This is a genomic window from Desulfosporosinus orientis DSM 765 (assembly GCF_000235605.1).
GTDB lineage: Bacteria > Bacillota > Desulfitobacteriia > Desulfitobacteriales > Desulfitobacteriaceae > Desulfosporosinus > Desulfosporosinus orientis.
Genome location: NC_016584.1, coordinates 5,066,156 through 5,087,935, shown reverse-complemented (window position 1 = coordinate 5,087,935; position 21,780 = coordinate 5,066,156). Strand labels below are relative to the sequence as shown.

Sequence of the window (21,780 nt, the reverse complement as noted above, 5' to 3'; positions counted from 1 at the left end):
ACAAATGGCAGAAGAACAATTAGTAACCTTCAGCTTGGGGTCTGAGGAGTTTGGTGTCGATATTATGCGTGTTCAAGAAATTATTCGAATCCCGCCCATTACGCGAGTGCCTAAAGCTTCGGAATATGTCGAAGGGGTTATTAATTTGCGTGGAAATGTGATTCCTGTGATTAGTCTGCGTACTCGTTTTGGTATGCCTAGAGTGGAAGAAACAGATCTTAGTCGGATTATTGTCTTACAAGTACAGAATAAGGTTTTCGGCATTCGAGTTGATGCCGTGACTGAAGTTTTGCGCCTGGACAGCGAAGGAATTGAGCCGCCGCCGCCGATTTCCTTAGGTATGGATGCCCAGTTTATACGTGGAGTAGGAAAGATAGAGGAAAGATTACTTATTCTTTTGGATCTCGATCACATAATGGGTGGAGAGACAAACAATGACGTCTGCGCCTAAAACACCTATTGGGGTTCTGATTGTGGATGATTCTCCTTTTATGAGGTTAACCATCCAGAAGATTCTGAGTAAGGACTCCGGCATTAAGGTATTAGATACAGCCAGAGATGGCCGGGAAGGAATTCTTAAACTGCAAGCCCTGCGTCCGCAAGTTGTAACAATGGATGTTGAGATGCCGGTTATGAACGGATTACAAGCTCTGGAGGAGATTATGCGCTGGCAGCCGACTCCTGTAATTATTCTAAGCTCGGTGACAACGGAGGGAGCACAAGCCACGTTAAAAGCCTTTGATCTGGGAGCTGTCGATGTAGTAGCCAAACCATCCGGATCACCTGGAGCTGACTTGCAAGTTCTTTCCCGGGACCTGATAGAGAAGATTAAAGCTACAGTTTTGGTAGATCCTGCTCGCCTCAGGAGAAAAGTTATAAGTCATACTGATACTATTTCTTCTATAACGTTAAATAGCGGAGCCAGAGCAAGTACTTTAAATGCGGCGACTCCGGTTTCAACTATTGGTACTAGTTTGCAGAATTCTCGTTCTGCGAGCAGTGGAAGAGGAGGTTTATTGCCAAAACATCCGATTGAAATTGTAGCAATAGGTACATCTACGGGAGGTCCCTCTGCCTTACAGGCAGTTTTGCCTACCCTACCCGCTGATTTTCCCGTTCCGGTGCTTGTTGCCCAACACATGCCTCCAGGGTTTACAGCTCCGCTTGCTCAGCGGCTTAATGGTCTTTGCGCCCTTAATGTTAAAGAAGCAGTGCACGGCGAGCCGGTCAAAGCAGGAAATGTCTATGTGGCTCAGGCCGGCAAGCAGCTTCAAGTACAGCGTAACTCCGGACAGCTGACTCTTCATATAGGTGAGGAGTCTCCAATACCTACTCTTTATCATCCTTCGGTAGATGTCATGTTTCTTTCCCTGGCGAAAGTTGTTGGCAGGGGGACATTAGGGGTGGTCATGACAGGAATGGGAAATGACGGAACTAAAGGCATGAAGGAGCTGAAGGCAGCGGAAGGATTTGCGATAGCTGAGTCGGAGGAGAGCTGTGTAGTCTATGGGATGCCTAGATCAATAGTGGAGGCCGGTCTTGCCGATCGGGTTGTACCTCTTGGGGAGATAGGGAAAACCATAGTTGAATGTGTCATGAGGAGGAGATAAGTCATGGGTCTATTTGGTGCAATTGATATCAGTGCCTCAGGTCTAACTGCCCAGCGCTTGCGAATGGACTTGACGGCCAACAATATTGCCAATATTAATACCACCCGTACGGGAGAATTAACCCAAGCCGGTAATCAAATACCTTATAGCCGGCAAGTTGCAGTGTTTGTTCCCCGCCCTTCGGAAACAACATCCTTTTCTGAAGTCTTTGGGGAAACTATGAAAAACGGAGCAATTGGAAACGGGGTTGAAGTTGCCAGGATAGAAAAGGATACGACTGAACCATTTCGCCTTGAGTATAATCCCGATTCTCCGGATGCCGCCAAAGTGGCGGAAGAAGGACTGCCTGTGGGCTATGTTCGTCAGCCCAATGTGAATATTGTGACGGAAATGGTGGACATGATATCCGCTTCAAGAGCTTATGAAGCAAATGTGACGGCTCTCAATGTCAGTAAGTCTATGGCTGCTAAAGCCCTTGAGATTGGAAGGGGGTAAGTAAATGAGCATCCAGCCAATATCCCCTTTAACGCCACTTGAGGCCATAAAGTTCAGCGACGCGACAAGTCTCGAAGCGGGTAAACCCGTTGTCTCGAAGGTCGAAGAAGGTGCTCAAAAGGCCAGTACAGATTTTGCTAAATTTTTCAGCGATGCTTTGAGTGAAGTAGGTGCTTTGCAAGAAAAGGGGGAGTCAGCCAGTTTGGCCCTGGCAACAGGCCAGGTTCAAGATTTGTCTGAAGTTATGGTAGCTTTGGAAAAGGCGAGTTTATCGTTATCTCTAGCAGTATCAACCCGGGATAAAGCTTTAGAAGCTTACAACCAGATAATGCGGATGCAAATATAATTGATCTTATAATTGGTAATTTTTTTGTAGTCAATAAATGGTGGTTGGTTTAATATATAGTACGTTTGTGGATTCGTTTTTTAAGGGGCAGCTTTATATAAAATTTTAAAAGGATTTGGGTGAGCGAGGTTTGATGTCACCCATCGAAAGGAGGAGCCATGGGTGGATTTTTCTTGGGCGGGAATTAAACAAACAGTTAAAACATATTGGGATAAACTTTCTAGCCCACAGAAAATAATAACGGTACTTGCTCCCCTTTTGGTTGCTGGAGCATTAATTTATTTGATTATTTGGGCTGGGCGTCCACAATACGTACCGATTTTTACTAAACTAAATGACGTTGATGCCGGAGCAATCACAGCTAAACTACAGGACATGAAAGTGGATTACAAGCTGGCTGATAATGGAGCGACCATTATGGTCCCGCAACAGTCATCTGCTGAAATCCGTTTAGAGCTTGCTAGTGCGGGTCTTCCTGAAGAGAGCAAATTCAGCTTTGATAATTTAGACACCATGCGGCTAGGGGAGACGGATTCTGACCGAAAGCTACGTTATGTTCTCGGATTACAGAACGAATTAGAGAATACTTTAAAGACTCTAAGCGGTGTAGAAGATGCACGTGTACATATAGTGATGCCCGAACCATCATTGTTTGTCGAGAGTCAAAAATCCGCTACAGCGGCTGTAACTCTGAAACTTGCTCCAAACACTACTCTTAGTGAAGATCAAGTTCGTGCTATAGCTAATTTATTGGCCGGATCAGTCGAAGGACTGCAATCGGAGAACGTAACGATTGTAGATACTAGCGGAAATGTTGTGTCGGATCTTTTGAAAGAAAGCAAAGATCCGGAAAAACTGACGGTTACTCAATATCAACTTAAACAAGCGGTAGAAGAAGATACTCGGAAATCTGTTCAGAGCATGCTTGATCGTGTCCTTGGTACCGGCAAGGCAGTTGTTCGGATCAATGCCGTTTTGGATTTTGATCAGAAAAAAATTGTCAAACAGACTAACGGACCGGGAGCGGTGGTCAGTGATCAGAGTACTAACGAAAGTACAACAAATGGTACGAACGTGGCTGGAGGGACGCCTGGATTGCCCTCTAATGGGGCTCCAACCTATCCGGCTGATTCAAATGTAAACTCTACCTCAACTAAGAATACCAGCACTAAAAATTATCAGGTCGATACAACCCAAGAGGAACAAGTTGTGAGTCCGGGAAGTGTAAAACGTCTCTCCGTCTCCGTGATGGCAGATGCTGACGCAGTTACTCAGGATCAGCTGGACCAAATTAAAGCCATTGTAGCTTCTGCTGCCGGGGTGGACGCAGCACGCGGGGATGAAATTCAAGTCGCTGCTATCCCCTTTAATAAGACAGATCTGCAGCAAGAAGTAGCCGCCATGGAAAACGCTAAAAAGCAACAGTTGTATATGATATATGCTGGAATTGGAGCAGCTGTTTTAGCGGGCTTGGTATTCCTGATAGTGTTTTTGCGCAGACGATCCAAAAAAGCAAAAGCAGAAAAAATGCTGGAGCTGGAAGGTTCAGAGCCGGTTTCTGTTAGTGATGCTGAACTGCTGATGGCACAAAAATTGGCAGAGGAAGAAGCAAAGATGAATTTGGCTCAGAAAAACGCCAAGTCAGTGGAGGAAATTGAAAGGCAGCAGATCAAAGAAGCTGTCGAACTATATGCACGAAATAACCCAGATGAGGCTGCCCGTCTAATGAAAACTTGGCTATCGGAGGAGAGATAGATGTCGCAAGCTTTAACTGGAATCCAAAAAGCAGCAATTCTAATGGTTGCATTAGGCACAGATCATTCTGCAAATGTAATTAAACATCTGGGAGACGCTGAAATTGAGCAATTGACCCTGGAAATGGCTAATGTAGGGAAAGTATCTCCTGAACATAGGGATCTTGTCCTCGAAGAATTCCATCAGATGTGTATGGCTAATGACTATATTGCCAGAGGGGGGCTGGATTATGCTCGAGAGGTATTAGAACGGGCTCTTGGGGAGTCAAAAGCTTTCGACATTATCAGCCGTTTATCCACTTCACTAAAGATGAGGCCTTTTGATCTTGTGCGGCGGACAGATCCCAAACAGTTGTTTTCCTTTATACAAGGAGAACACCCTCAGACAATTGCCCTTATCATGACCCATCTTCCGGTGGACAAGGCGGCTACCTTACTGGCCAGCCTGAGCCCAGACCGGCAGGCTGATGTAGCGAAGCGTATAGCGACCATGGGAAGAACCAGTCCGGAAGTGCTCAAAGAAATTGAGAAAGTTTTAGAACGCAAGATTTCCAGCTTAGCTCCCACAGATTATTCAGCTTCAGGAGGAATCCAGAGTATTGTGGATGTTCTCAATAGGACAGATCCGGGAACGGTCAAAGTTGTTATGGATGCTCTGGAGGTTGATGATCCTGATTTAGCAGAACAGATTAAACGCCAGATGTTTGTCTTTGAAGATATTGTTATGTTGGACGATCGTGGAATCCAACTGGTTTTGCGAGAAGTGGAGACAAAAGATTTGGGACTGGCCTTAAAAGGTTCCAACCCCGAAGTGACACAAAAAATTCTGGCCAATATGTCGTCGCGGGCTGGTCAGATGCTCAAAGACGATATGGAATTTATGGGTCCCGTGCGGCTGCGTGATGTCGAAGAGGCTCAACAGCGCATTGTCAAGGTAATTCGTAAGATTGAGGAAACCGGTGCTATTGTCATCTCCAGAGGAGGTAGCGATGAGATCATCTATTAACAGTCGCGTGGTTAAAAGCAGCAATGTGGAGGTGTCAGCCCCTCGAATGGTAGAATGCCTGGCAGGTTTTCAGCAGTTAAGTGATTGTTTGGCAGTTCTTAGCCTGGAAAAAGATAACGGAGACTCCGCTCGCACCGAGAACGTTGATTCTGATTCAGAACTGCCGGATAAGGAAGATATTGTATGCGAGGCGGACTCTGAAGAACTCCAAAGAGCAGACCAAGAAGAGGTTAACGCACAGGCGGCAGAAATCATCTCGAATGCTGAAGCAGAGGCCCAGAAAATACTTGCTCAGGCCGAAGCCGATGCCCAAACAATTCTTGCTCAAGCTCAAGCTGATGCTCAGAAAATAATCAATCAGGCTCAAGATGAGGTTGAGAGTTTGCGTCAAGAGGTTGTGAAAAATGCGCAAGCAGAAATCTATCCTGCAGCCCGGGAAGAAGGGTATCAGGCAGGCAGGCAGGCAGGAGAAGCGGAAGGCCTCCGATTGAGGGAAAATGCCGATCACCTTTTTCAGATAGCTCAAAGGGCCTTTCAAGAGGAATATGCAAAAGTTGACAACGATTTATTGCATTTAGCTATTAAAATTGCCGAACGTATTGTGCGTTCAACCATTGCATTAGAACCTCAGCGAGTAGCGGCTATCATCCAGTCCTTAACTCTCCTGCCTAGAGAGCGGCAGGGATGGCTTCTTCATGTGGCCCCTGATGATGCTCGCTGGCTTGAAGAAAACCAGCCGCCATGCTCCTGGATCATCGATAATTCCTTAAATCCCGGGGATTGTTTCCTCGAGTGCCAGGAAGGTGTTTTTGATGGCCGGCTTGAAGCTCAGTTAGATAAATTGGAACATACCTTGCGAGAGGAGCTCGAACATGGGGGTTTGGAATCTATTAACTCAGACAGTGGATCAGATAGAGCCGATCTCAGCCCAAGGAAGAGTCTCAAAGATAGTCGGTCTGATGGTGGAGACGATTGGGCCGCGCGCCAGTGTGGGTGAATACTGCCATATTATTACTAGAGATGGCCGAGAACTTCCGGCAGAAGTTGTGGGCTTTCGAGATTCTACCACCTTGCTTATGCCGCTGGGAGAGCTGGAAGGGATTTCACCGGGAGATTGTGTACTCTCTCAAAGACAAAAATTAACCGTTCCGGTGGGCCCCAGTCTTCTGGGCAGAATTCTTGACGGGCTGGGCTATCCCTTGGATGGGCGCCCTCTTAAGACTGAAATTTCCTACCCATTGCATAATAAACCGCCGAATGCTTTATTACGTCCCAGAATTCTTGAAAGTCTCAGCGTGGGGGTACGACCAATCGACGGAATGCTGACAATCGGCCGTGGCCAACGGATGGGGATTTTCGCCGGTTCTGGGGTGGGAAAGAGCACATTGTTGGGCATGATGGCCAGAAACACCGTGGCTGATATTAATGTTATTGCATTAATAGGCGAACGGGGTCGAGAGCTTCGTGATTTTATTGAGAAGGATTTGGGGCCGGAAGGCCTGGCAAGGTCTGTTATTATTGTGGCCACCTCAGATCAGCCGGCTTTGGTCCGTTTGAAGGCCGCTTTTACAGCGACAGCTGTTGCTGAGTATTTCAGAGACAATGGCCAGAATGTACTGTTAATGATGGATTCAGTGACTCGTTTTGCTATGGCTCAACGGGAGGTGGGGTTGACGGTTGGAGAACCACCTGCCACACGAGGCTATCCTCCCTCCGTCTTTGCCCTTTTACCAAAGCTGTTAGAACGCTCAGGTATGGCTGAAATAGGAAGTATTACCGGAATTTACACGGTATTGGTTGATGGGGATGACCACAATGAGCCAATTGCAGATTCAGTACGCGGAATTCTCGACGGGCACATTGTCTTGACTAGGGAATTGGCGATGCAGAACCAGTTTCCGGCCATTGATATTCTACAGTCTGTCAGCCGTGTGATGAATGATGTTGTCAGTCAGGAACAGCTCGAATTAGCTGGTAAAGTGCGTGAACATATAGCTGTTTATCGTGATGCTAAGGATTTGATCGACATTGGCGCCTATACGCCGGGAAGCAACCCTAAAATTGATGCAGCTATTGCTCATATGGACCGTATTTTAGCTTTCAACCGGCAGAGGGTGGACGAACAAGTCAAATATGAAGAGATGCTTCAGCATTTGAAGGGGATTTTCGGCTAAGGTCATTACTGAATTAGGTAAGTTGAGTGAGGAATAAAGGGGAGAAAACGATGGCAAGATTTCGTTTTCGTATGGATGCAAGCCTTCAACTGGCTCAACAAGTATTAGAGTCAGCACAGCAGGAGTATGCTGCAGAATACCGCCTTTGGGAAAGATGCGTCCGAGCCTGTGAAGCCCAGCATATTTGTTACTGCGAAGCTCAAGAAGAGCAAAGGAATGCTGGTCTGTATAGACCGGAAGAGCTGGGGATCTGTCAAATATTTTCTGTGGAACAAAGGCGGCGCTTAGAGCAATTAGAAACAAGACGGAAGGAGCAAGAGCTTGTTATGGAAAAAGCACGTAAGCACTTATTAGAGGCCCATCGTGAAGTTGAAAAGTTTCAAAGACTAAAAGATAAACAGGCATTGGCCTTCCAGAGAGCTGAACTGCAGAAAGAGCAAAAAATATTGGATGAAACCGGACAAGTACTTCATTGGCTGGGGAAGAAGACTTTAAATGATGAATATATGATGAACGGAAGGACAAAGCGATGATTAGCGTCACTCGTTTAAATGGAAAAAAATTCACCTTAAATTCTGATCTTATTGAAATTATGGAAGAAACTCCGGATACGGTAATAACCTTAACCGGTGGAAATAAATACGTTGTGGCAGAAGAGATCGAGGTTATAATTGAAAGGATTGCTGAATTTCGCAGACGCTATCATGTTTGCAAAGTGGAGGATTGATAAACTATATGAACCGGAAATCTTTGATAATAATGATATTAGCAATTATTTTAAGTATAGCATTAGGAGTTGGTGGTACACTTGGAGCACAAAAGTTTATTTTTAAGACCTCAGATAATAGCTCAGAAATCCTAAAAAACTCAGCGAAGAAAGCAAAATCCTCAGGGCCGCTGCTTCCCATTGGTGAGTTTACGGTAAATCTGCAGGGAGGAGCTTTTTTAAAAACTAATATCACAGTTCAAGTAATCGACGCGGAAGCAGAAGCAGTATTGCAAGAAAAGGACGCATTTTTAAAGGACAGAGTGATAACCGTTTTGTCTAACAAGTCCCTGAATGATGTTCAAACTCAAGCTGCTCGGGAAAGATTAAGACAAGAGTTGCTTACGCAGCTCAATGAAGTAGCAGATGATTGCCTTACGGATGTCCTTTTCATTTCCATGGTTTACCAGTAATTCTGGATTATAATAACTCCATTAAGAACGCTGCCAGGACAATGAAATCGAGAGGGGGGGTTTGATGGGAGACGTCTTGTCCCAATCTGAAATTGATGCTCTACTCAATGCGCTGTCCGATGGACAAGTGGACGTTGAGGAAATGAAAACAACTAAAACTCAAAAAAAAGTTCGAGTTTACGATTTTAAACGTCCTAATAAGTTTTCCAAGGATCAGATTCACTCCCTCCATAATATTCACGAGAATTTTTGCCGAGGGTTAACAACTTATTTTTCCGGAAACCTCCATTCAGTTGTTGAATGTTCAGTTCTTTCAATTGAACAAATCACCTATGATGAATTTATACGGTCATTACCTAATCCTACAGTTTTGGCTCTTTATTCACTGCATCCCTTGGAAGGGACCGTTCTATTGGAAGTCAGTCCTTCACTTACCTTTGCTATCGTTGAACGACTTTTGGGAGGGGAAGGGCAAGGGGAGGGGACTGAAAAGAGCCGAGATTTAACGGAGATTGAAAAGACGATTACTGAAAATCGTCTCAAGCAAATGATTTTAATTTCTGAAGAAGCATGGTCGGAGATTTATGAACTTAAGCCCCAATTTCTATCAATGGAATCAAATCCTCAGTTTACCCAAATTGTTGCTCCCAATGAAATGATTGTACTCATAACTCTTGAAGTTCGGATTGGGGACGCTATGGGAATGATCAATATTTGTATCCCTTATCTCGTTCTCGAACCTATTTTAGATAAGTTAAGTACGTTTTTTCTCTTCTCAACTCAGGCGAAAGTCAGTTCGCCGGAACAAGTTATAGCGATTCGCAAAAAGATTGAATGGGCAAAGGTGGAAATGGTTACCTTCCTGGGCCATTCGGAAATTCTCGTTCGAGAGCTTCTGGAACTAGCAAAGGGAGATGTTATCCCTTTAAATCAATCGGTACAGGAGTCGTTGCCTGTTTATGTAGGAGAATTTATGAAATTTAAGTGTATTCCTGGTCTGAACGGAGAACATCTTGCCGTTCAGATTACGGAAATAGTAAAGGAAGGAGGGGAACAAGATGAGTGATGGGATGCTCTCTCAAGAAGAAATTGATGCGTTGCTTCGGGGAACCTTAGAACCGGACTTAGAGAATCCGTCCGAACCAAGTTTAGAGTCAAATTCAGAAGCGAGTTTTGATTTGACTTCAGCCCTTGATACGCTCGATGAAATGGAAAAAGATACTCTGGGGGAAATTGCCAATATTTCCATGGGTACTGCTGCCACCACCTTATCTCAGCTTTTAGGAAAAAAAGTGGATATCACTACTCCGAGAGTCGATTTGACGACTTCGGAACAAATTCGCAAGGAATATCCGATTCCCTCCGTGATTTGTGATGTTAAGTATAAAGCGGGAATAGAGGGCTCGAATCTTTTGATTCTTTCCCAACGGGATGGCTCAGTCATTGTGGATCTGATGATGGGGGGGGACGGAAAAAATCCTTCTGCCGCTCTTTCAGATCTGCAGATCAGCGGGATATCTGAGGCAATGAACCAAATGATGGGATCAGCGGCCACCTCAATGTCGACCATGTTTAATGCGATGGTGGATATTACTCCTCCAAGTTTAGTGCTCAATAATTTGGCAGACGGGGAAGATCTTATTCAAGATTTCTTGGCTCCTGACGAGGTACTTGTAAGAATCGCTTTTCGGATGGTTGTTGAAGATGTTATTGACAGCACCTTGGTGCAGGTTATACCGTTGAGTGTGGCTCGAAAAATGGTTAATAAGCTAATGGGTACTATGGGCACTATGGGTGAAAGTTCAGCACAGCCAACTCCTGTTTCTCAACCGGCTCCTGCTACAGCCGCCGCTGCCCAGCCAGCTTATCAGTCATCCGCATCTCCTCAACCTGTCTATGAGTCTGCTTCTTATTCCATGCCGGCTGACCATCCTCCTTATGGCATAGGACAGTCCAATCCACAAGGAAGCCGGCAGACCCCTATTCAGCCGGCACAGTTTGCACCTCTGCAGCCCGGTACTCCTTTAGTACAGCAGGACAATCTTAATTTGATTCTGGATGTGCCTCTGCAGATAAGTGTTGAACTGGGACGAGCGAGGAAGACAATCAAGGAAATCCTTGAAATGGGACCGGGCTCAGTTATTGAGCTTGATCGCTTGGCTGGAGAACCTGTTGATATGATTGTTAACGGAAAGTTAATTGCTAAATGCGAAGTAGTAGTGGTTAATGAGACCTTCGGAATCCGAATTACGGATATCATACATCCTATGGAACGGATGAATTCATTGAAATAAGGGAGGAAGAAGTAAGTGAGTACAATAATGATTGTGGACGATGCTGCGTTTATGCGTATGATGCTTAAAGAAATCTTAACTAAAAATGGGTTTGATGTGGTTGGTGAAGCAGAGAATGGGGCCATGGCTTTAGAAAAATATAAGGAATTACAACCAAATCTGACGATTATGGATATCACCATGCCGGAAATGGATGGACTACAGGCCGTTAAAGAAATACGAAAATTTGATTCAAATGCCCGAATTATCATGTGCAGCGCTATGGGGCAGCAATCCATGGTTATTGAAGCCATCCAGTCAGGCGCTAAGGATTTCGTAGTTAAGCCTTTCCAAGCGGAACGTGTGGTTGAGGCTGTAACGAAGGCGTTGAAGTAATATGCCCTTTAACGAAGGCCTGCCGTTTCCTTCAAGTGAAACCGCTCCGGCGGTTACACCGTCAGTTTTCTCGTGGTGGGGGCTTCTGGGAACACTCTTTGTATTTCTTATTATTCTATTTGTGTCCCTTTGGGTTTTAAGACGTCTTAACAAGGCGAATATGAGGAGTATGAATGCTCCTTGGGCAAGAGTTCTTGATCGACAGATGCTAGGCGGACAGCAAAGCCTGTATCTGGTAGAAATCGCTGGTCAACTGCAAGTCCTTGGCGGCTCAGATCATCACCTAGTCAAAATCAGTGAGATTAATGATCCGCAGATTGCCGCCGAAATACTGGATGAAATTGCTGCACGCCCTACAGAACGAGTAGAAGGGTGGCTTCAAAGTCTTCGAAGGCTTTGGAGGAGGCCGTCTCCGACCAAAAAGGCTTTTTCTGCTGAATTGGAACGGTTGCTTGAGGAGGTTGAAAAATGATGTCTTCTTCAGGCTGTATAAGCAAAGTTGTGAAACTAGGCTTGCCCTTTAGCGTATCTTTGCTGTCTGGACTTTTGATTAGCCCCAAAATGGCCTGGGCGGCGGGAATTACTCTGGACTTAGGAACTTCTGCTCCAGAACAAACGAGTACATCGCTTCAGCTTTTGATGCTATTGACAATCCTGTCTTTAGCTCCGGCCATTCTCATGATGATGACATCCTTTACACGGATCGTTATTGTTTTGTCTTTTGTGAGAAATGCCTTAGGTACTCAACAGCTTCCGCCCAACCAAGTGCTTGTAGGGTTAGCTCTTTTTCTCTCCTTTTTCGTCATGGCTCCGACTTGGAATGAGATCAATACTAATGCAGTTCAACCCTATATCAAGCATCAGATAACTCAATCGGAGGCTCTTGACAGAGCAGAGGAACCTCTTAGAATGTTTATGTTTAAACAGACACGAGAGAAAGATTTGCAGCTGTTTGTCGGGCTGTCTAAAATGGAGCAGCCTAAAACCTATAGAGATGTTCCCACCTATGTATTAATTCCGGCCTTTGTGATTAGCGAGCTCAAGACAGCTTTTCAAATGGGATTTGCCATATTTGTACCTTTTATTGTTATTGATATGATTGTATCCAGCACGCTGATGTCAATCGGTATGATGATGCTTCCCCCGATGATGATTTCCTTACCTTTTAAATTGTTGTTGTTTGTGCTGGTTGATGGCTGGCATTTGGTAGTTGAGTCATTAGTTACGAGTTTCCATTAGAAAGGGGGCAGGGTGATGACCCAAAATCAGGTGCTATATATGGCCAGAGAAGCAGTCGGGGCGGTAGTTCTTGTGGGAGGACCTATTCTGGGGGTAGCTTTAATGGTAGGTCTTTTGGTTAGCATCTTTCAGTCTATGACGCAAATCCAAGAGCAGACCCTTACATTTATTCCAAAAGTGGCGGCCGTGATTGTAGTTATGCTGCTGTTAGGCCCTTGGATGTTGTCAGTTTTGACAGTGTATACCACGAATTTATTAACCCAGCTGGCTACATTTGGCGGTATGTAGGCATGGTTAAGATCTGCTCAACCATGGATTCAACCCATCAATTTGGGAGGGGGAAAATTTGAGTTTAGCCCAGCTGCTCCAATGGAATCTCTCTTTATTCTTACTGATTTTGACTCGTTGGGCTGGTATGATTATGTTAGCGCCGGTATTTGCCGCCCGAGGGGTTCCCAGCCTGGTTAGACTGGGTTTAGCTGCCGGTATCACTATAGTTCTCTATCCTTTGATAGCAGCAACCAATCCTTCAATTCCGTCGGAACTTTTACCCTATGTGGCAGTAGTCATTAAAGAAACTCTTGTAGGATTAGTCATTGGATATATCATTTATACTATGACAGCCATTTTACAGGGAGCCGGACAACTCATTGATTTCCAAATGGGTTTTACGATGGGGGCAGCTATTGACCCTGTCTATGGTGTCCAGAGTCCTATGATGGGTAATTTTCAGATTGTGTTGGCAACGATGCTTTTGCTGGCAACCAATTCTCATCATTATTTAATTGCCGCGATGGTTAAAAGTTATGCCTATATTCCTCTCAACCCATCTAATCTGCCTGCGAATTATCTTTTTTACGCTCAGCTGATTGCTCAGGTTTTTGCCTTGTCCATTCAATTGGCAATGCCGATCTTTGGGGCACTTCTCGTATCGGATGTTGGGGTAGGACTTTTGACAAGGACGGTTCCTCAGCTGAATATCTTTTCCGTTATTTTCCCGGTAAAGATTGTTTTTGGATTCGTGATCCTCTTTCTCTCTCTTCCCTTTTGGGGGGAGTCTGTTGTAAAACTATTTAACACTAATATGTCTTGGCTCTTACAACTCTATCAGGGGTGGAAGCAGTGAGCGAAAAAAAACATCCTGCAACGCCCAAGCGCAGAGCAGAGGCGCGGAAAAAAGGTCAGGTTTTTAAGAGCCAAGAGGTAGTTTCTGCTTTGATGTTTCTGGGGCTTGTTGCACTTTTAAAATTCTGGATTCCGTCCATGTTCGTCCGCATGGAATATCTGTTTACCTATGTTTATGGGCTTTCTTCCGATTGGAGTGAAAAATCGGTGGCAAGCTTGATGGTTAATCTTCTCTGGCAGGGAATTCAAATTTTAGCACCAATTTTCGGCACAGGTTTTTTTATAGCGCTCTTTGCGAATTACATTCAGGTTGGAGTGCTTTTTACAGGGGAGTCAATGAAACCGCAGATTTCGCGGTTAAGTCCCATCAGCGGGGCAAAGCGAATGTTTGGAGTCAGGGCTTGGGTTGAACTGACAAAATCCTTATTAAAAGTCTTACTGATTGGTTATTTTTTGTACGCCAGTGTGCGAGATCGTCTGACTATTTATCCTGCCATACAACAATTAAGTGTGGAGCAAGGCGCGGTATTTTTAGGCCAGGCCTTGATGGAACTTGCTTGGAAAATTTCTCTCTCATTTTTAGGGATAGCAGCCTTAGATTATGTCTATCAGAGATGGGAACACGAAAAAAACCTGCGAATGTCTCACGAAGACTTAAAACAGGAGTATAAACAAACGGAAGGAAATCCTGAACTAAAAGCAGAGCTGAAAAAGCGTCAGCGTTCGTTGGCAATGAGCCGGATGATGCAGGATTTAAAAACTGCTGATGTTGTTGTAACAAATCCTACTCACTATGCTGTGGCCCTCCGCTATGATGTAAAAGTACAAAAAGCGCCTTTCGTTGTCGCAAAAGGACAAGATCAGGTTGCTTTGCGCATCCGGGAGCTGGCCAAAGAATATGACCTTGTGATTATGGAAAACAAGCCGCTGGCCCGTACCCTATATAGCCAGGTTGAAATCGGGCAGGAAATACCTGCGGATCTATATAAAGCAGTTGCCGAGGTATTGGCATTTGTGTACCGGTTAAAGAAGAAAAAGCGATCTATCGGATGAACCTATAATACTTACAAAAGAGAGGAGGGGACAAACCCATGTCTACGATGGTTAAACGTCGGCTATTAAATCATTCGGATATTATTGCGGCACTGGGACTTGTAAGCATCGTGGTCATGATGGTTGTTCCGCTGCCCGCAGGCATACTGGATATTCTTATCACTCTAAATATTACAGCATCGGTCCTCACTCTGATGTTGGCAATTTTTGCGCAGGACCCTTTAGAGTTCTCAGCGCTGCCATCATTGTTGTTAACATTGACCTTATTTCGCTTGTCGTTGAATATTTCTGCTACTCGCCTTATTCTCCTAGACGGTCATGCCGGTCAAATCATTCAGCAATTTGGAGAATTTGTCATTCGCGGAAATACTGTGGTAGGCTTTATCATCTTTCTCATTCTGGTACTTATTCAATTTATCGTCATTACCAAGGGGGCAGAGCGTGTTTCGGAAGTTGCTGCCCGTTTCACCTTAGATGCCATGCCGGGAAAACAAATGTCCATTGATGCGGACCTTAATGCGGGCATGATCAACGAGCAGCAGGCGCGAGATCGCCGCAAAGCCATCCAGCAGGAAGCGGATTTTTATGGTGCCATGGATGGATCAACAAAGTTTGTTAAAGGGGACGCTATAGCCGCAATTATAATTTTATTTATTAATATTATTGGGGGCTTTATAACTGGAGTTTTGATGCAGGGTCTGCCTTTGTTGGATGCTCTGCATAAGTATACCCTTTTGACAATCGGGGAGGGGCTTGTCTCTCAGATTCCTGCCCTCTTGATTTCTACTTCCACTGGTTTAGTAGTTACCCGGGCAGATTCAGAAACAAACTTAGGGGAAAATCTAGTTAAGCAGTTATTTCGGAAGCCAAAAGCCTTATTCATTACAGCTGGGGTATTGATCCTTTTAGCACTTCTTGGTCTGCCAATCCTTCCGCTGTTTATGGTAGCTGCCGCTCTAATTGTGTTGGGAGTAACTCTGCAGAGAAAAACGAAGAAATCCGTGGTGGTGGAGTCAGCGGCGGCTCGGGAGACAGAAATTGAAGAGAGCAAGAAACCGGAAAATGTTCTGAACCTCCTGAACGTTGATCATATGGAGCTTGAATTGGGGTATGCTTTAATTGCCTTGGTAGATGTTCAGCAAGGAGGAGACTTGCTTGACAGAATTGTTTTGATTCGACGCCAAATTGCCAGCGAACTGGGGTTTATTGTTCCTGTGATCAGAGTTCGAGATAATATGAACTTGCAGCCTAATCAATATGTTATAAAAATTCGGGGAGCAGAAATAGCTTCCAGCGAAATTTTAGCCGATCATTATATGGCAATGAGCGGTGGGATGGATGACGATGAGATACCCGGTACCCCGACAAAAGAGCCTTCTTTTGGACTGGATGCTAAGTGGATTAACGCCATGTACCGTGAACAAGCGGAGTTGAACGGATGGATGGTAGTGGATGCCCCTACTGTGCTGGCAACTCATATTACGGAAGTCATTAAGACTCAGGCATGGGAAATTCTAAGCCGTCAAGACGTTAAAACTCTTGTTGACCATGCTAAATCACAGGCTCCGGCTGTAGTCGATGAGCTGATACCGGAAATGCTCAGCCTTGGTCAAATTCAAAAGGTCCTGGCTAATTTGCTTCGTGAGAGAGTTTCCATTAAAGACATGGTTTTAATTTTGGAAACCCTGGCGGATTTTGCAAACTCCACAAAAGACCTGGATCGTTTGACGGAACATGTCCGACAAGCTTTAGCAAGGCAAATTTTGCAGCCATTACTTGGTAAAGACAAAAGTTTACCCGTAATAACCTTGGATCCACAAATTGAGCAGCAGATTCTGGACAGCATCCAACCTTCTGAATACGGAACTTATTTAGCTTTAGATCCCAAGGTGCTCCATGTTCTCATGCAGAACCTTACGGCAGAAGTTGAAAAGGTCGTGCTTAAAGGGTATACTCCAGTCATTGTTTGCGCTCCTGTGGTACGAATTAATTTGAAACGGGTCACAGAACGTCAGCTGCCTCAACTAATGGTGCTTTCGTATAATGAATTAGTGCAAGGTGTACAAGTTCAAGCTGTAGGAATGGTGGGAATGAATCGTGCGAGTTAGACGGTTTGTAGGAGAAAATGTCTCAGATACTATGGGAAAAGTGAAAAGAGAACTGGGATCAGAAGCCATTATTCTTCAGACACGTGAATTTCGTGATGGGGGCTTCTTTGGTTTGTTTGGCAATAAGAAAGTGGAGATCACCGCAGCTATTGAAGAAAAACCTGCGATTGTGCCAAAAGTTTCTGACTCAAATTATAAGTATGAGGATGAAGGCGTTAAGTCTTTAATAACTCCTAATCTCCTGAAAACTAAAGAGCAGTCAGAAGACCTCAAAATGGAAATTAAGTCTATGCGTATCCTGCTGGAGCAAATGAACAAGAAGATGGCCGGTCAAAGAGAGGGGAAATATCTTTGGCCGACTGCCCTGAAAAAATGGGCAGAGCTCTTACAGCATAGAGGCTTAGATGAGAACATGGTTAATCGTCTAATAAGTCACGTTCAACAAACGCTGCCGCCGGAAGATTGGGGAAATGATTCTAAGGTATATGCTAAAATTGAGGCTAATATCCGACAAGTTTGCGGACAGATCGGGCTTATCCAACCTGGAATCGATAAGCCTAGGATTGTTGCCTTAATTGGCCCTACAGGTGTAGGAAAAACTACGACCATTGGTAAACTGGCGGCAGGGTTTGGTATTGTCGATAAACGTAAAGTTGCCTTAATTACAGCTGATACCTATAGGGTTGCTGCCGTTGAGCAGCTTAAAACTTTTGGAGAAATTATTGGGGTACCCGTTGAAGTAGTTATGACACCATCGGGGCTGAATGAGGCTTTAAAGCTTCATGAGGATAAAGAGCTTATTTTTATCGATACGGCTGGGAGAAGTCCCAATCATGATCAGCACATGCTTGAACTGCGCGCATTTTTGGATGAAGCTCAACCAGACTTTACAATGCTTGTCTTGAGTGCCACGACCCAATCTGCAGATCAGCAACGCATTTATCAACGATTTGAGGACCTGACAACTCATCTCATTTTTACGAAATTAGATGAAACAGGGTGTGCAGGGTCTATTCTAAATCTTTTGGGTCAGACAACCCTCCCTATAGCATATCTTACAAACGGACAGAATGTCCCTGATGACATTGAGGCGGCGACTCCATATCGTTTGGCCCGCTATGTGATCGGTGATGAGGTGCCCCATGCATGATCAAGCAAGCGCATTACGAGGGTTAGTTGCCAAAGATATAAATAGGTCGCCAAAAATTCGGGTCTTAGCCGTAACCAGCGGCAAGGGGGGGGTCGGCAAAACCAGTTTTACAGTCAATTTGGCACTTGCCTTGGCGGAACTTGAACAGCGGGTTGTTATTCTTGATGGAGATTTAGGTCTGGCAAATGTGGACATTGCTTTTGGACTCTCTGCAAAATATACAATTGAACATTTAATATCGGGTGAGAGAACTATTGAGGAAATATTATTACCTGCCCCTCGAGGGATAGAGATTATCCCAGGCGGATCTGGAGTTCAGAGACTTGCAAATTTAGAGAGGGACAAGCTTACGAATGTCATTGTTAATCTCGGTCGCTTAGATAAAAGAGCTGATCTGTTGATTATCGATACAGGAGCAGGTTTAGGAAACAATGTTTTAAATTTTTTAAAGGCAGCAGATGATATTATCATGGTTATAACGCCGGAACCAACATCCTTAACGGATGCTTATGGCGTACTTAAAACATTGAAGCAAGAAGGAAGCGAGGCCTCAATTCATGCGGTGATTAACCGGGTGCAGACTGAATCAGATGCTTTGGCCACGTTTAAAAGGATAGAAATAGTAGTACAAAAATTTTTGGATAGTTCTCTGAATTATTTAGGTTGGGTATACGATGATCCTTTTATGGGGCGATCCGTTATGCAGCAGGAACCATTGGGGATTAAGTTTCCCGAAAGTGCTGCTTATCGTTGCATACAGTGGATTGCAGGCAAAGTAATAGGAATCAGTCTTCATCCTCCCCGTAAAGCAGGAGGGGTACGAGGTTTCTTAAGCAAATTGCTTCGTTCTTTTTAGGCACTAATTCGTGAAAGGGAGTTATTAAGTATATTTCTTTTCGTAAAAGGGGTGACGATTTGTCTTATAAGAAGAAGCTTTCCCCCGGTCAGGCGGTGGAACTTATTGCTTTAGAAGGAAAGTATGAAGGACAGTACAGGACTCGTATTGAAGAAGTAGGCGAGAAACTGCTTATGGTGGGAGCTCCCTTTGAAAATGGGGAATTAGTGCCTTTGCGGGAAGGTACAAAGGTTAAATTGACTTTTTGGGATGAGGCAGCAGTCTATTCATTTGAAGGGAAAATTATGCAAAGGATTGCTGTTCCTATACCATTGTTTATTTTAGTATTGCCGGACAAAGTGGATAAAGTTCAACGCCGCAACTATGTTCGTGTTCCTGCGTTATTTCCTGTCATGTTTCGAACTGTGAATCGGGAAGGACTCAGCGATTTTCAGAAAGCAACAATGATTGATCTTAGCGGCGGAGGGATACGATTTACTACAAAGGAACATGTTGAGGATAAATCGTTGCTTTATATTCAAATTACCTTACCAAATGGAGAAATTCAGACTCCTGTTCGCGTTATTCGAGTTGATAAAAATGAGGAAATGAAATTATATAGTGTTTCAGGAGAATTTTATGAGATTTCAGAACGAGAACGAGATAGAATTATTCGCTGCGTCTTTGATAAACAGAGGGCAATGCGTAAGAAAGGGTTGGTATAATGGAGATCACACAAATCCAATTAGATGCATTGCGTGAAATAGGTAATGTCGGATCAGGGCATGCGGCAACCGCTTTGTCGACTCTCTTGCAGCGAAGGATTGATATGTCAGTACCAGAGGTTTGGGCTGTTCCATTTGAGCAGTTCTCATCCGTTATTGGACAGCTCGACACACCTCAAGCTGTCATTTATGTGAAAGTTGAAGGAGATGCGCCAGGAAAGGCTGTTTTTTTCTTTCCAGTTGAAAGCGCCCAAATAGTCGTACAAGCATTGTTTGGTACGATGGAACCAATAGATCTTTATATAAGCGAGATGGCACAATCAGCTTTGAAAGAAGTAGGTAATATCCTGGTCAGCTCTTTTATTATGGCACTCACTCAATTTTCGGGAATTCCCCTGCAGCCTTCGGTGCCTGCCCTGGCGGTAGATATGATAGGTGCAAGTCTAGATGCAATTTTTCTTGAAGAAGGAGTACTTGAGGACACAGTTTTGTTTATTGACACACAACTTACAGGAATCCCCAAAATCGAAGGTCAGTTCATTTTTTTACCTCAGGATGGGTCATTGAAGAAATTGTTGGGGGCCATGGGAGTATGAATGAAGTTATTACAGTAGGAATGGCTGATTATAAAACTGCCACTGCACCATTGCTTTTATTAACAGCTGGGTTAGGGTCTTGTATTGGTATTTGTGTCCATGATCCTTTATTAAAGGTTGGCGGGATGGCTCATATAATGCTCCCAACAGCAAATGGAAGCCAAGGAGGGAACCCTGCCAAATATGCAGATACCTGTTTTGAATTACTACTTAAAGACATCCTTGCCATGGGAGCAAATAAGTCACGCCTAAAAGCTAAAATGGCAGGAGGCGCTCAGATGTTCTCATTCCCGGGAAAACCTCCGGTTCTGAAAATTGGAGATCGGAATGCAGAAGCTGTAGAACAAGAACTAAAAAAACATGGAATTCCACTTTTAGCAGCAGATGTCGGTGGAAGTTTTGGCCGCACAATCCATTTTGATGTTGGCACGGGGGAATTGCGTGTGCGAACCATTAATCATGGAGAAAAGGTGATCTAATGGGCATTCCAAATAGGGAATTATATAAGGTTTGGTCCCTGCGCCTTTCTATATTTACATCAATTATGGTTGTACTGCTGAGCATTTTAAATGAGATAGGGCTGTTGGATATTTTGTTACGCGCTTTAATTTCTTTTGGGGTTATGTATCTATTGCTTGCCGGAAGCTTAAATCTATTTGAAAGAACAGCACCCCCAAGTCCAGAGGAGAGTCAACCTGACTCGAATTCTGGTTTTGGCGATATTGATTTCTCAGTTGGAGAGGATGAGCCCCTTGAATTGCAGAAGATGGATTTAAGGTCTTCAGGACAGATTGATCGTGATTTGAGCTTAGAGCTTCCAGGCAGTGAACGGCAAGCAGAAATAGTTCGCCGTATGGGCTGGGACAAATAAAATCGGATAGCACTAGGATTAGAAATCGAATTCGGAGGTGAGTAAAACTTGGTACCAAACGCCTATGAAGCCGCTTCACGCGGAGCTTGGAAACAAGAGTATATTGAAAAATACCTGCCTTTAGTTAAGCGTATTGCAGGTCGTTTATTAATTTCCCTGCCTTCCCATGTCGACGAGGATGATATCATTGGTTATGGTGTCTTCGGGTTACTCGATGCCTTAGAACGATTTGAAGCGGCACGAGGGTTAAAATTTGAAACCTATGCCTCCATTCGCATTCGCGGGGCTATGATTGATGGACTTAGAACGATGGATTGGGTTCCCCACTCGGCAAGGCAGAAAGTTAAACGGGTTCAAGAAGGCTTTGCGGATTTAGAATATCGGCTTGGACGGGCTGTCACTGCCGAAGAAGTTGCTGAACATTTGAAAATGGAAGTGCGGGAGATTGAAGGAACTATGGCCCAGGCTCAGATCCTTACTTTGACTTCCTTTGATGAAATCTCCGTTGACGGCGAGGGTGAAAATAATTTTACGCCTCATAATTTGCTGGTGGATCCCAATGCCCAGGCAGAATTTCAAGTTATTGAAAAAGAAGAACAAAAACAATTGCTGGCATTGGCAGTTGATAAGCTGCCAGACAAGGAGAAATTAGTGGTTGCCCTTTATTACCAAGAGGAACTAACCTTAAAAGAAATTGCAGCGGTTATGAAGCTTTCTGAATCAAGAATATCTCAGCTGCATTCCCAGGCCATTTTAAGACTGAGAGGAAGACTCAGCCGGCAAAAGCAGCATTTAATTTGAAAATATCATCCTAATGTTTTATTGGGAGTTTGCCGATATAATTT

At 44.3% G+C, this 21,780-nt stretch carries 27 protein-coding genes; all 27 read left to right on the top strand.

What is annotated here, in order from left to right:
- Positions 1-4: 4 nt before the first annotated feature.
- Positions 5-451, top strand: a complete 447-nt coding sequence (locus DESOR_RS23540; protein ID WP_014187101.1) for a chemotaxis protein CheW — start codon at positions 5-7, stop codon at positions 449-451.
- On the top strand, positions 435-1,610 hold the full coding sequence (locus DESOR_RS23535) for a protein-glutamate methylesterase/protein-glutamine glutaminase (RefSeq protein WP_014187100.1): 1,176 nt from the start codon (positions 435-437) through the stop codon (positions 1,608-1,610). The genes DESOR_RS23540 and DESOR_RS23535 overlap by 17 nt, the downstream gene beginning before the upstream one ends.
- 3 nt (positions 1,611-1,613) lie before the next feature.
- Entirely contained in the window at positions 1,614-2,105 is a 492-nt protein-coding gene (gene flgC, locus DESOR_RS23530) for a flagellar basal body rod protein FlgC (RefSeq protein WP_014187099.1), read from the top strand.
- A 4-nt stretch (positions 2,106-2,109) separates the two neighbouring features.
- A complete protein-coding gene (fliE, locus tag DESOR_RS23525) occupies positions 2,110-2,451 on the top strand; it encodes a flagellar hook-basal body complex protein FliE (RefSeq protein ID WP_014187098.1) in 342 nt (113 codons plus the stop codon).
- 162 nt (positions 2,452-2,613) lie between these two features.
- Positions 2,614-4,206 (top strand): flagellar basal-body MS-ring/collar protein FliF, encoded by a 1,593-nt coding sequence (gene fliF / locus DESOR_RS23520; RefSeq protein WP_014187097.1) that lies wholly within the window; start codon positions 2,614-2,616, stop codon positions 4,204-4,206.
- Entirely contained in the window at positions 4,207-5,211 is a 1,005-nt protein-coding gene (gene fliG, locus DESOR_RS23515) for a flagellar motor switch protein FliG (RefSeq protein ID WP_014187096.1), read from the top strand.
- The gene (locus DESOR_RS23510; protein WP_014187095.1) at positions 5,195-6,208 is read left to right on the top strand and encodes a FliH/SctL family protein; all 1,014 of its coding nucleotides are present in this window, start codon (positions 5,195-5,197) and stop codon (positions 6,206-6,208) included. The genes fliG and DESOR_RS23510 overlap by 17 nt, the downstream gene beginning before the upstream one ends.
- Positions 6,114-7,385, top strand: coding sequence for a flagellar protein export ATPase FliI (fliI, locus tag DESOR_RS23505; RefSeq protein ID WP_242832556.1), 1,272 nt, complete (start codon positions 6,114-6,116; stop codon positions 7,383-7,385). The genes DESOR_RS23510 and fliI overlap by 95 nt, the downstream gene beginning before the upstream one ends.
- A 50-nt stretch (positions 7,386-7,435) precedes the next feature.
- Entirely contained in the window at positions 7,436-7,918 is a 483-nt protein-coding gene (locus DESOR_RS23500; RefSeq protein ID WP_014187093.1) for a flagellar export protein FliJ, read from the top strand.
- The gene (locus tag DESOR_RS23495; RefSeq protein WP_014187092.1) at positions 7,915-8,112 is read left to right on the top strand and encodes a flagellar FlbD family protein; all 198 of its coding nucleotides are present in this window, start codon (positions 7,915-7,917) and stop codon (positions 8,110-8,112) included. The genes DESOR_RS23500 and DESOR_RS23495 overlap by 4 nt, the downstream gene beginning before the upstream one ends.
- Positions 8,113-8,144: 32 nt before the next feature.
- Complete coding sequence (locus DESOR_RS23490; protein WP_242832397.1) at positions 8,145-8,564, top strand: flagellar basal body-associated FliL family protein; 420 nt, start codon at positions 8,145-8,147, stop codon at positions 8,562-8,564.
- A gap of 64 nt (positions 8,565-8,628) precedes the next feature.
- The gene (gene fliM, locus DESOR_RS23485; protein WP_014187090.1) at positions 8,629-9,630 is read left to right on the top strand and encodes a flagellar motor switch protein FliM; all 1,002 of its coding nucleotides are present in this window, start codon (positions 8,629-8,631) and stop codon (positions 9,628-9,630) included.
- On the top strand, positions 9,623-10,858 hold the full coding sequence (gene fliY, locus DESOR_RS23480) for a flagellar motor switch phosphatase FliY (protein ID WP_014187089.1): 1,236 nt from the start codon (positions 9,623-9,625) through the stop codon (positions 10,856-10,858). Before fliM ends, fliY begins: the two co-directional genes overlap by 8 nt.
- Positions 10,859-10,885: 27 nt before the next feature.
- Entirely contained in the window at positions 10,886-11,233 is a 348-nt protein-coding gene (locus DESOR_RS23475; RefSeq protein ID WP_042332686.1) for a response regulator, read from the top strand.
- Between the two features lies 1 nt (position 11,234).
- A complete protein-coding gene (fliO, locus tag DESOR_RS23470) occupies positions 11,235-11,705 on the top strand; it encodes a flagellar biosynthetic protein FliO (RefSeq protein WP_014187087.1) in 471 nt (156 codons plus the stop codon).
- Positions 11,706-11,794: 89 nt separating this feature from the next.
- Positions 11,795-12,472, top strand: a complete 678-nt coding sequence (gene fliP / locus DESOR_RS23465) for a flagellar type III secretion system pore protein FliP (RefSeq protein WP_427854252.1) — start codon at positions 11,795-11,797, stop codon at positions 12,470-12,472.
- A gap of 15 nt (positions 12,473-12,487) precedes the next feature.
- Complete coding sequence (gene fliQ, locus DESOR_RS23460) at positions 12,488-12,760, top strand: flagellar biosynthesis protein FliQ (RefSeq protein WP_014187085.1); 273 nt, start codon at positions 12,488-12,490, stop codon at positions 12,758-12,760.
- Between the two features lie 58 nt (positions 12,761-12,818).
- Entirely contained in the window at positions 12,819-13,598 is a 780-nt protein-coding gene (gene fliR, locus DESOR_RS23455) for a flagellar biosynthetic protein FliR (protein ID WP_014187084.1), read from the top strand.
- Positions 13,595-14,650 (top strand): flagellar biosynthesis protein FlhB, encoded by a 1,056-nt coding sequence (gene flhB / locus DESOR_RS23450; RefSeq protein ID WP_014187083.1) that lies wholly within the window; start codon positions 13,595-13,597, stop codon positions 14,648-14,650. Before fliR ends, flhB begins: the two co-directional genes overlap by 4 nt.
- Positions 14,651-14,688: 38 nt before the next feature.
- A complete protein-coding gene (gene flhA / locus DESOR_RS23445) occupies positions 14,689-16,758 on the top strand; it encodes a flagellar biosynthesis protein FlhA (RefSeq protein WP_014187082.1) in 2,070 nt (689 codons plus the stop codon).
- Positions 16,748-17,908, top strand: a complete 1,161-nt coding sequence (gene flhF / locus DESOR_RS23440) for a flagellar biosynthesis GTPase FlhF (RefSeq protein WP_014187081.1) — start codon at positions 16,748-16,750, stop codon at positions 17,906-17,908. The genes flhA and flhF overlap by 11 nt, the downstream gene beginning before the upstream one ends.
- The gene (locus DESOR_RS23435; RefSeq protein WP_014187080.1) at positions 17,901-18,764 is read left to right on the top strand and encodes a MinD/ParA family protein; all 864 of its coding nucleotides are present in this window, start codon (positions 17,901-17,903) and stop codon (positions 18,762-18,764) included. The genes flhF and DESOR_RS23435 overlap by 8 nt, the downstream gene beginning before the upstream one ends.
- Before the next feature lie 59 nt (positions 18,765-18,823).
- Positions 18,824-19,468 carry a flagellar brake protein gene (locus tag DESOR_RS23430; protein WP_014187079.1) on the top strand — a complete coding sequence of 215 codons (645 nt, stop codon included), beginning with the start codon at positions 18,824-18,826 and terminating at the stop codon, positions 19,466-19,468.
- On the top strand, positions 19,468-20,064 hold the full coding sequence (locus DESOR_RS23425) for a chemotaxis protein CheC (protein ID WP_014187078.1): 597 nt from the start codon (positions 19,468-19,470) through the stop codon (positions 20,062-20,064). The genes DESOR_RS23430 and DESOR_RS23425 overlap by 1 nt, the downstream gene beginning before the upstream one ends.
- The gene (locus DESOR_RS23420; RefSeq protein WP_014187077.1) at positions 20,061-20,543 is read left to right on the top strand and encodes a chemotaxis protein CheD; all 483 of its coding nucleotides are present in this window, start codon (positions 20,061-20,063) and stop codon (positions 20,541-20,543) included. Before DESOR_RS23425 ends, DESOR_RS23420 begins: the two co-directional genes overlap by 4 nt.
- Positions 20,543-20,935 (top strand): hypothetical protein, encoded by a 393-nt coding sequence (locus DESOR_RS23415; protein ID WP_014187076.1) that lies wholly within the window; start codon positions 20,543-20,545, stop codon positions 20,933-20,935. Before DESOR_RS23420 ends, DESOR_RS23415 begins: the two co-directional genes overlap by 1 nt.
- A 48-nt stretch (positions 20,936-20,983) precedes the next feature.
- Positions 20,984-21,736 carry a FliA/WhiG family RNA polymerase sigma factor gene (locus DESOR_RS23410; RefSeq protein ID WP_014187075.1) on the top strand — a complete coding sequence of 251 codons (753 nt, stop codon included), beginning with the start codon at positions 20,984-20,986 and terminating at the stop codon, positions 21,734-21,736.
- Positions 21,737-21,780 lie beyond the last annotated feature (44 nt).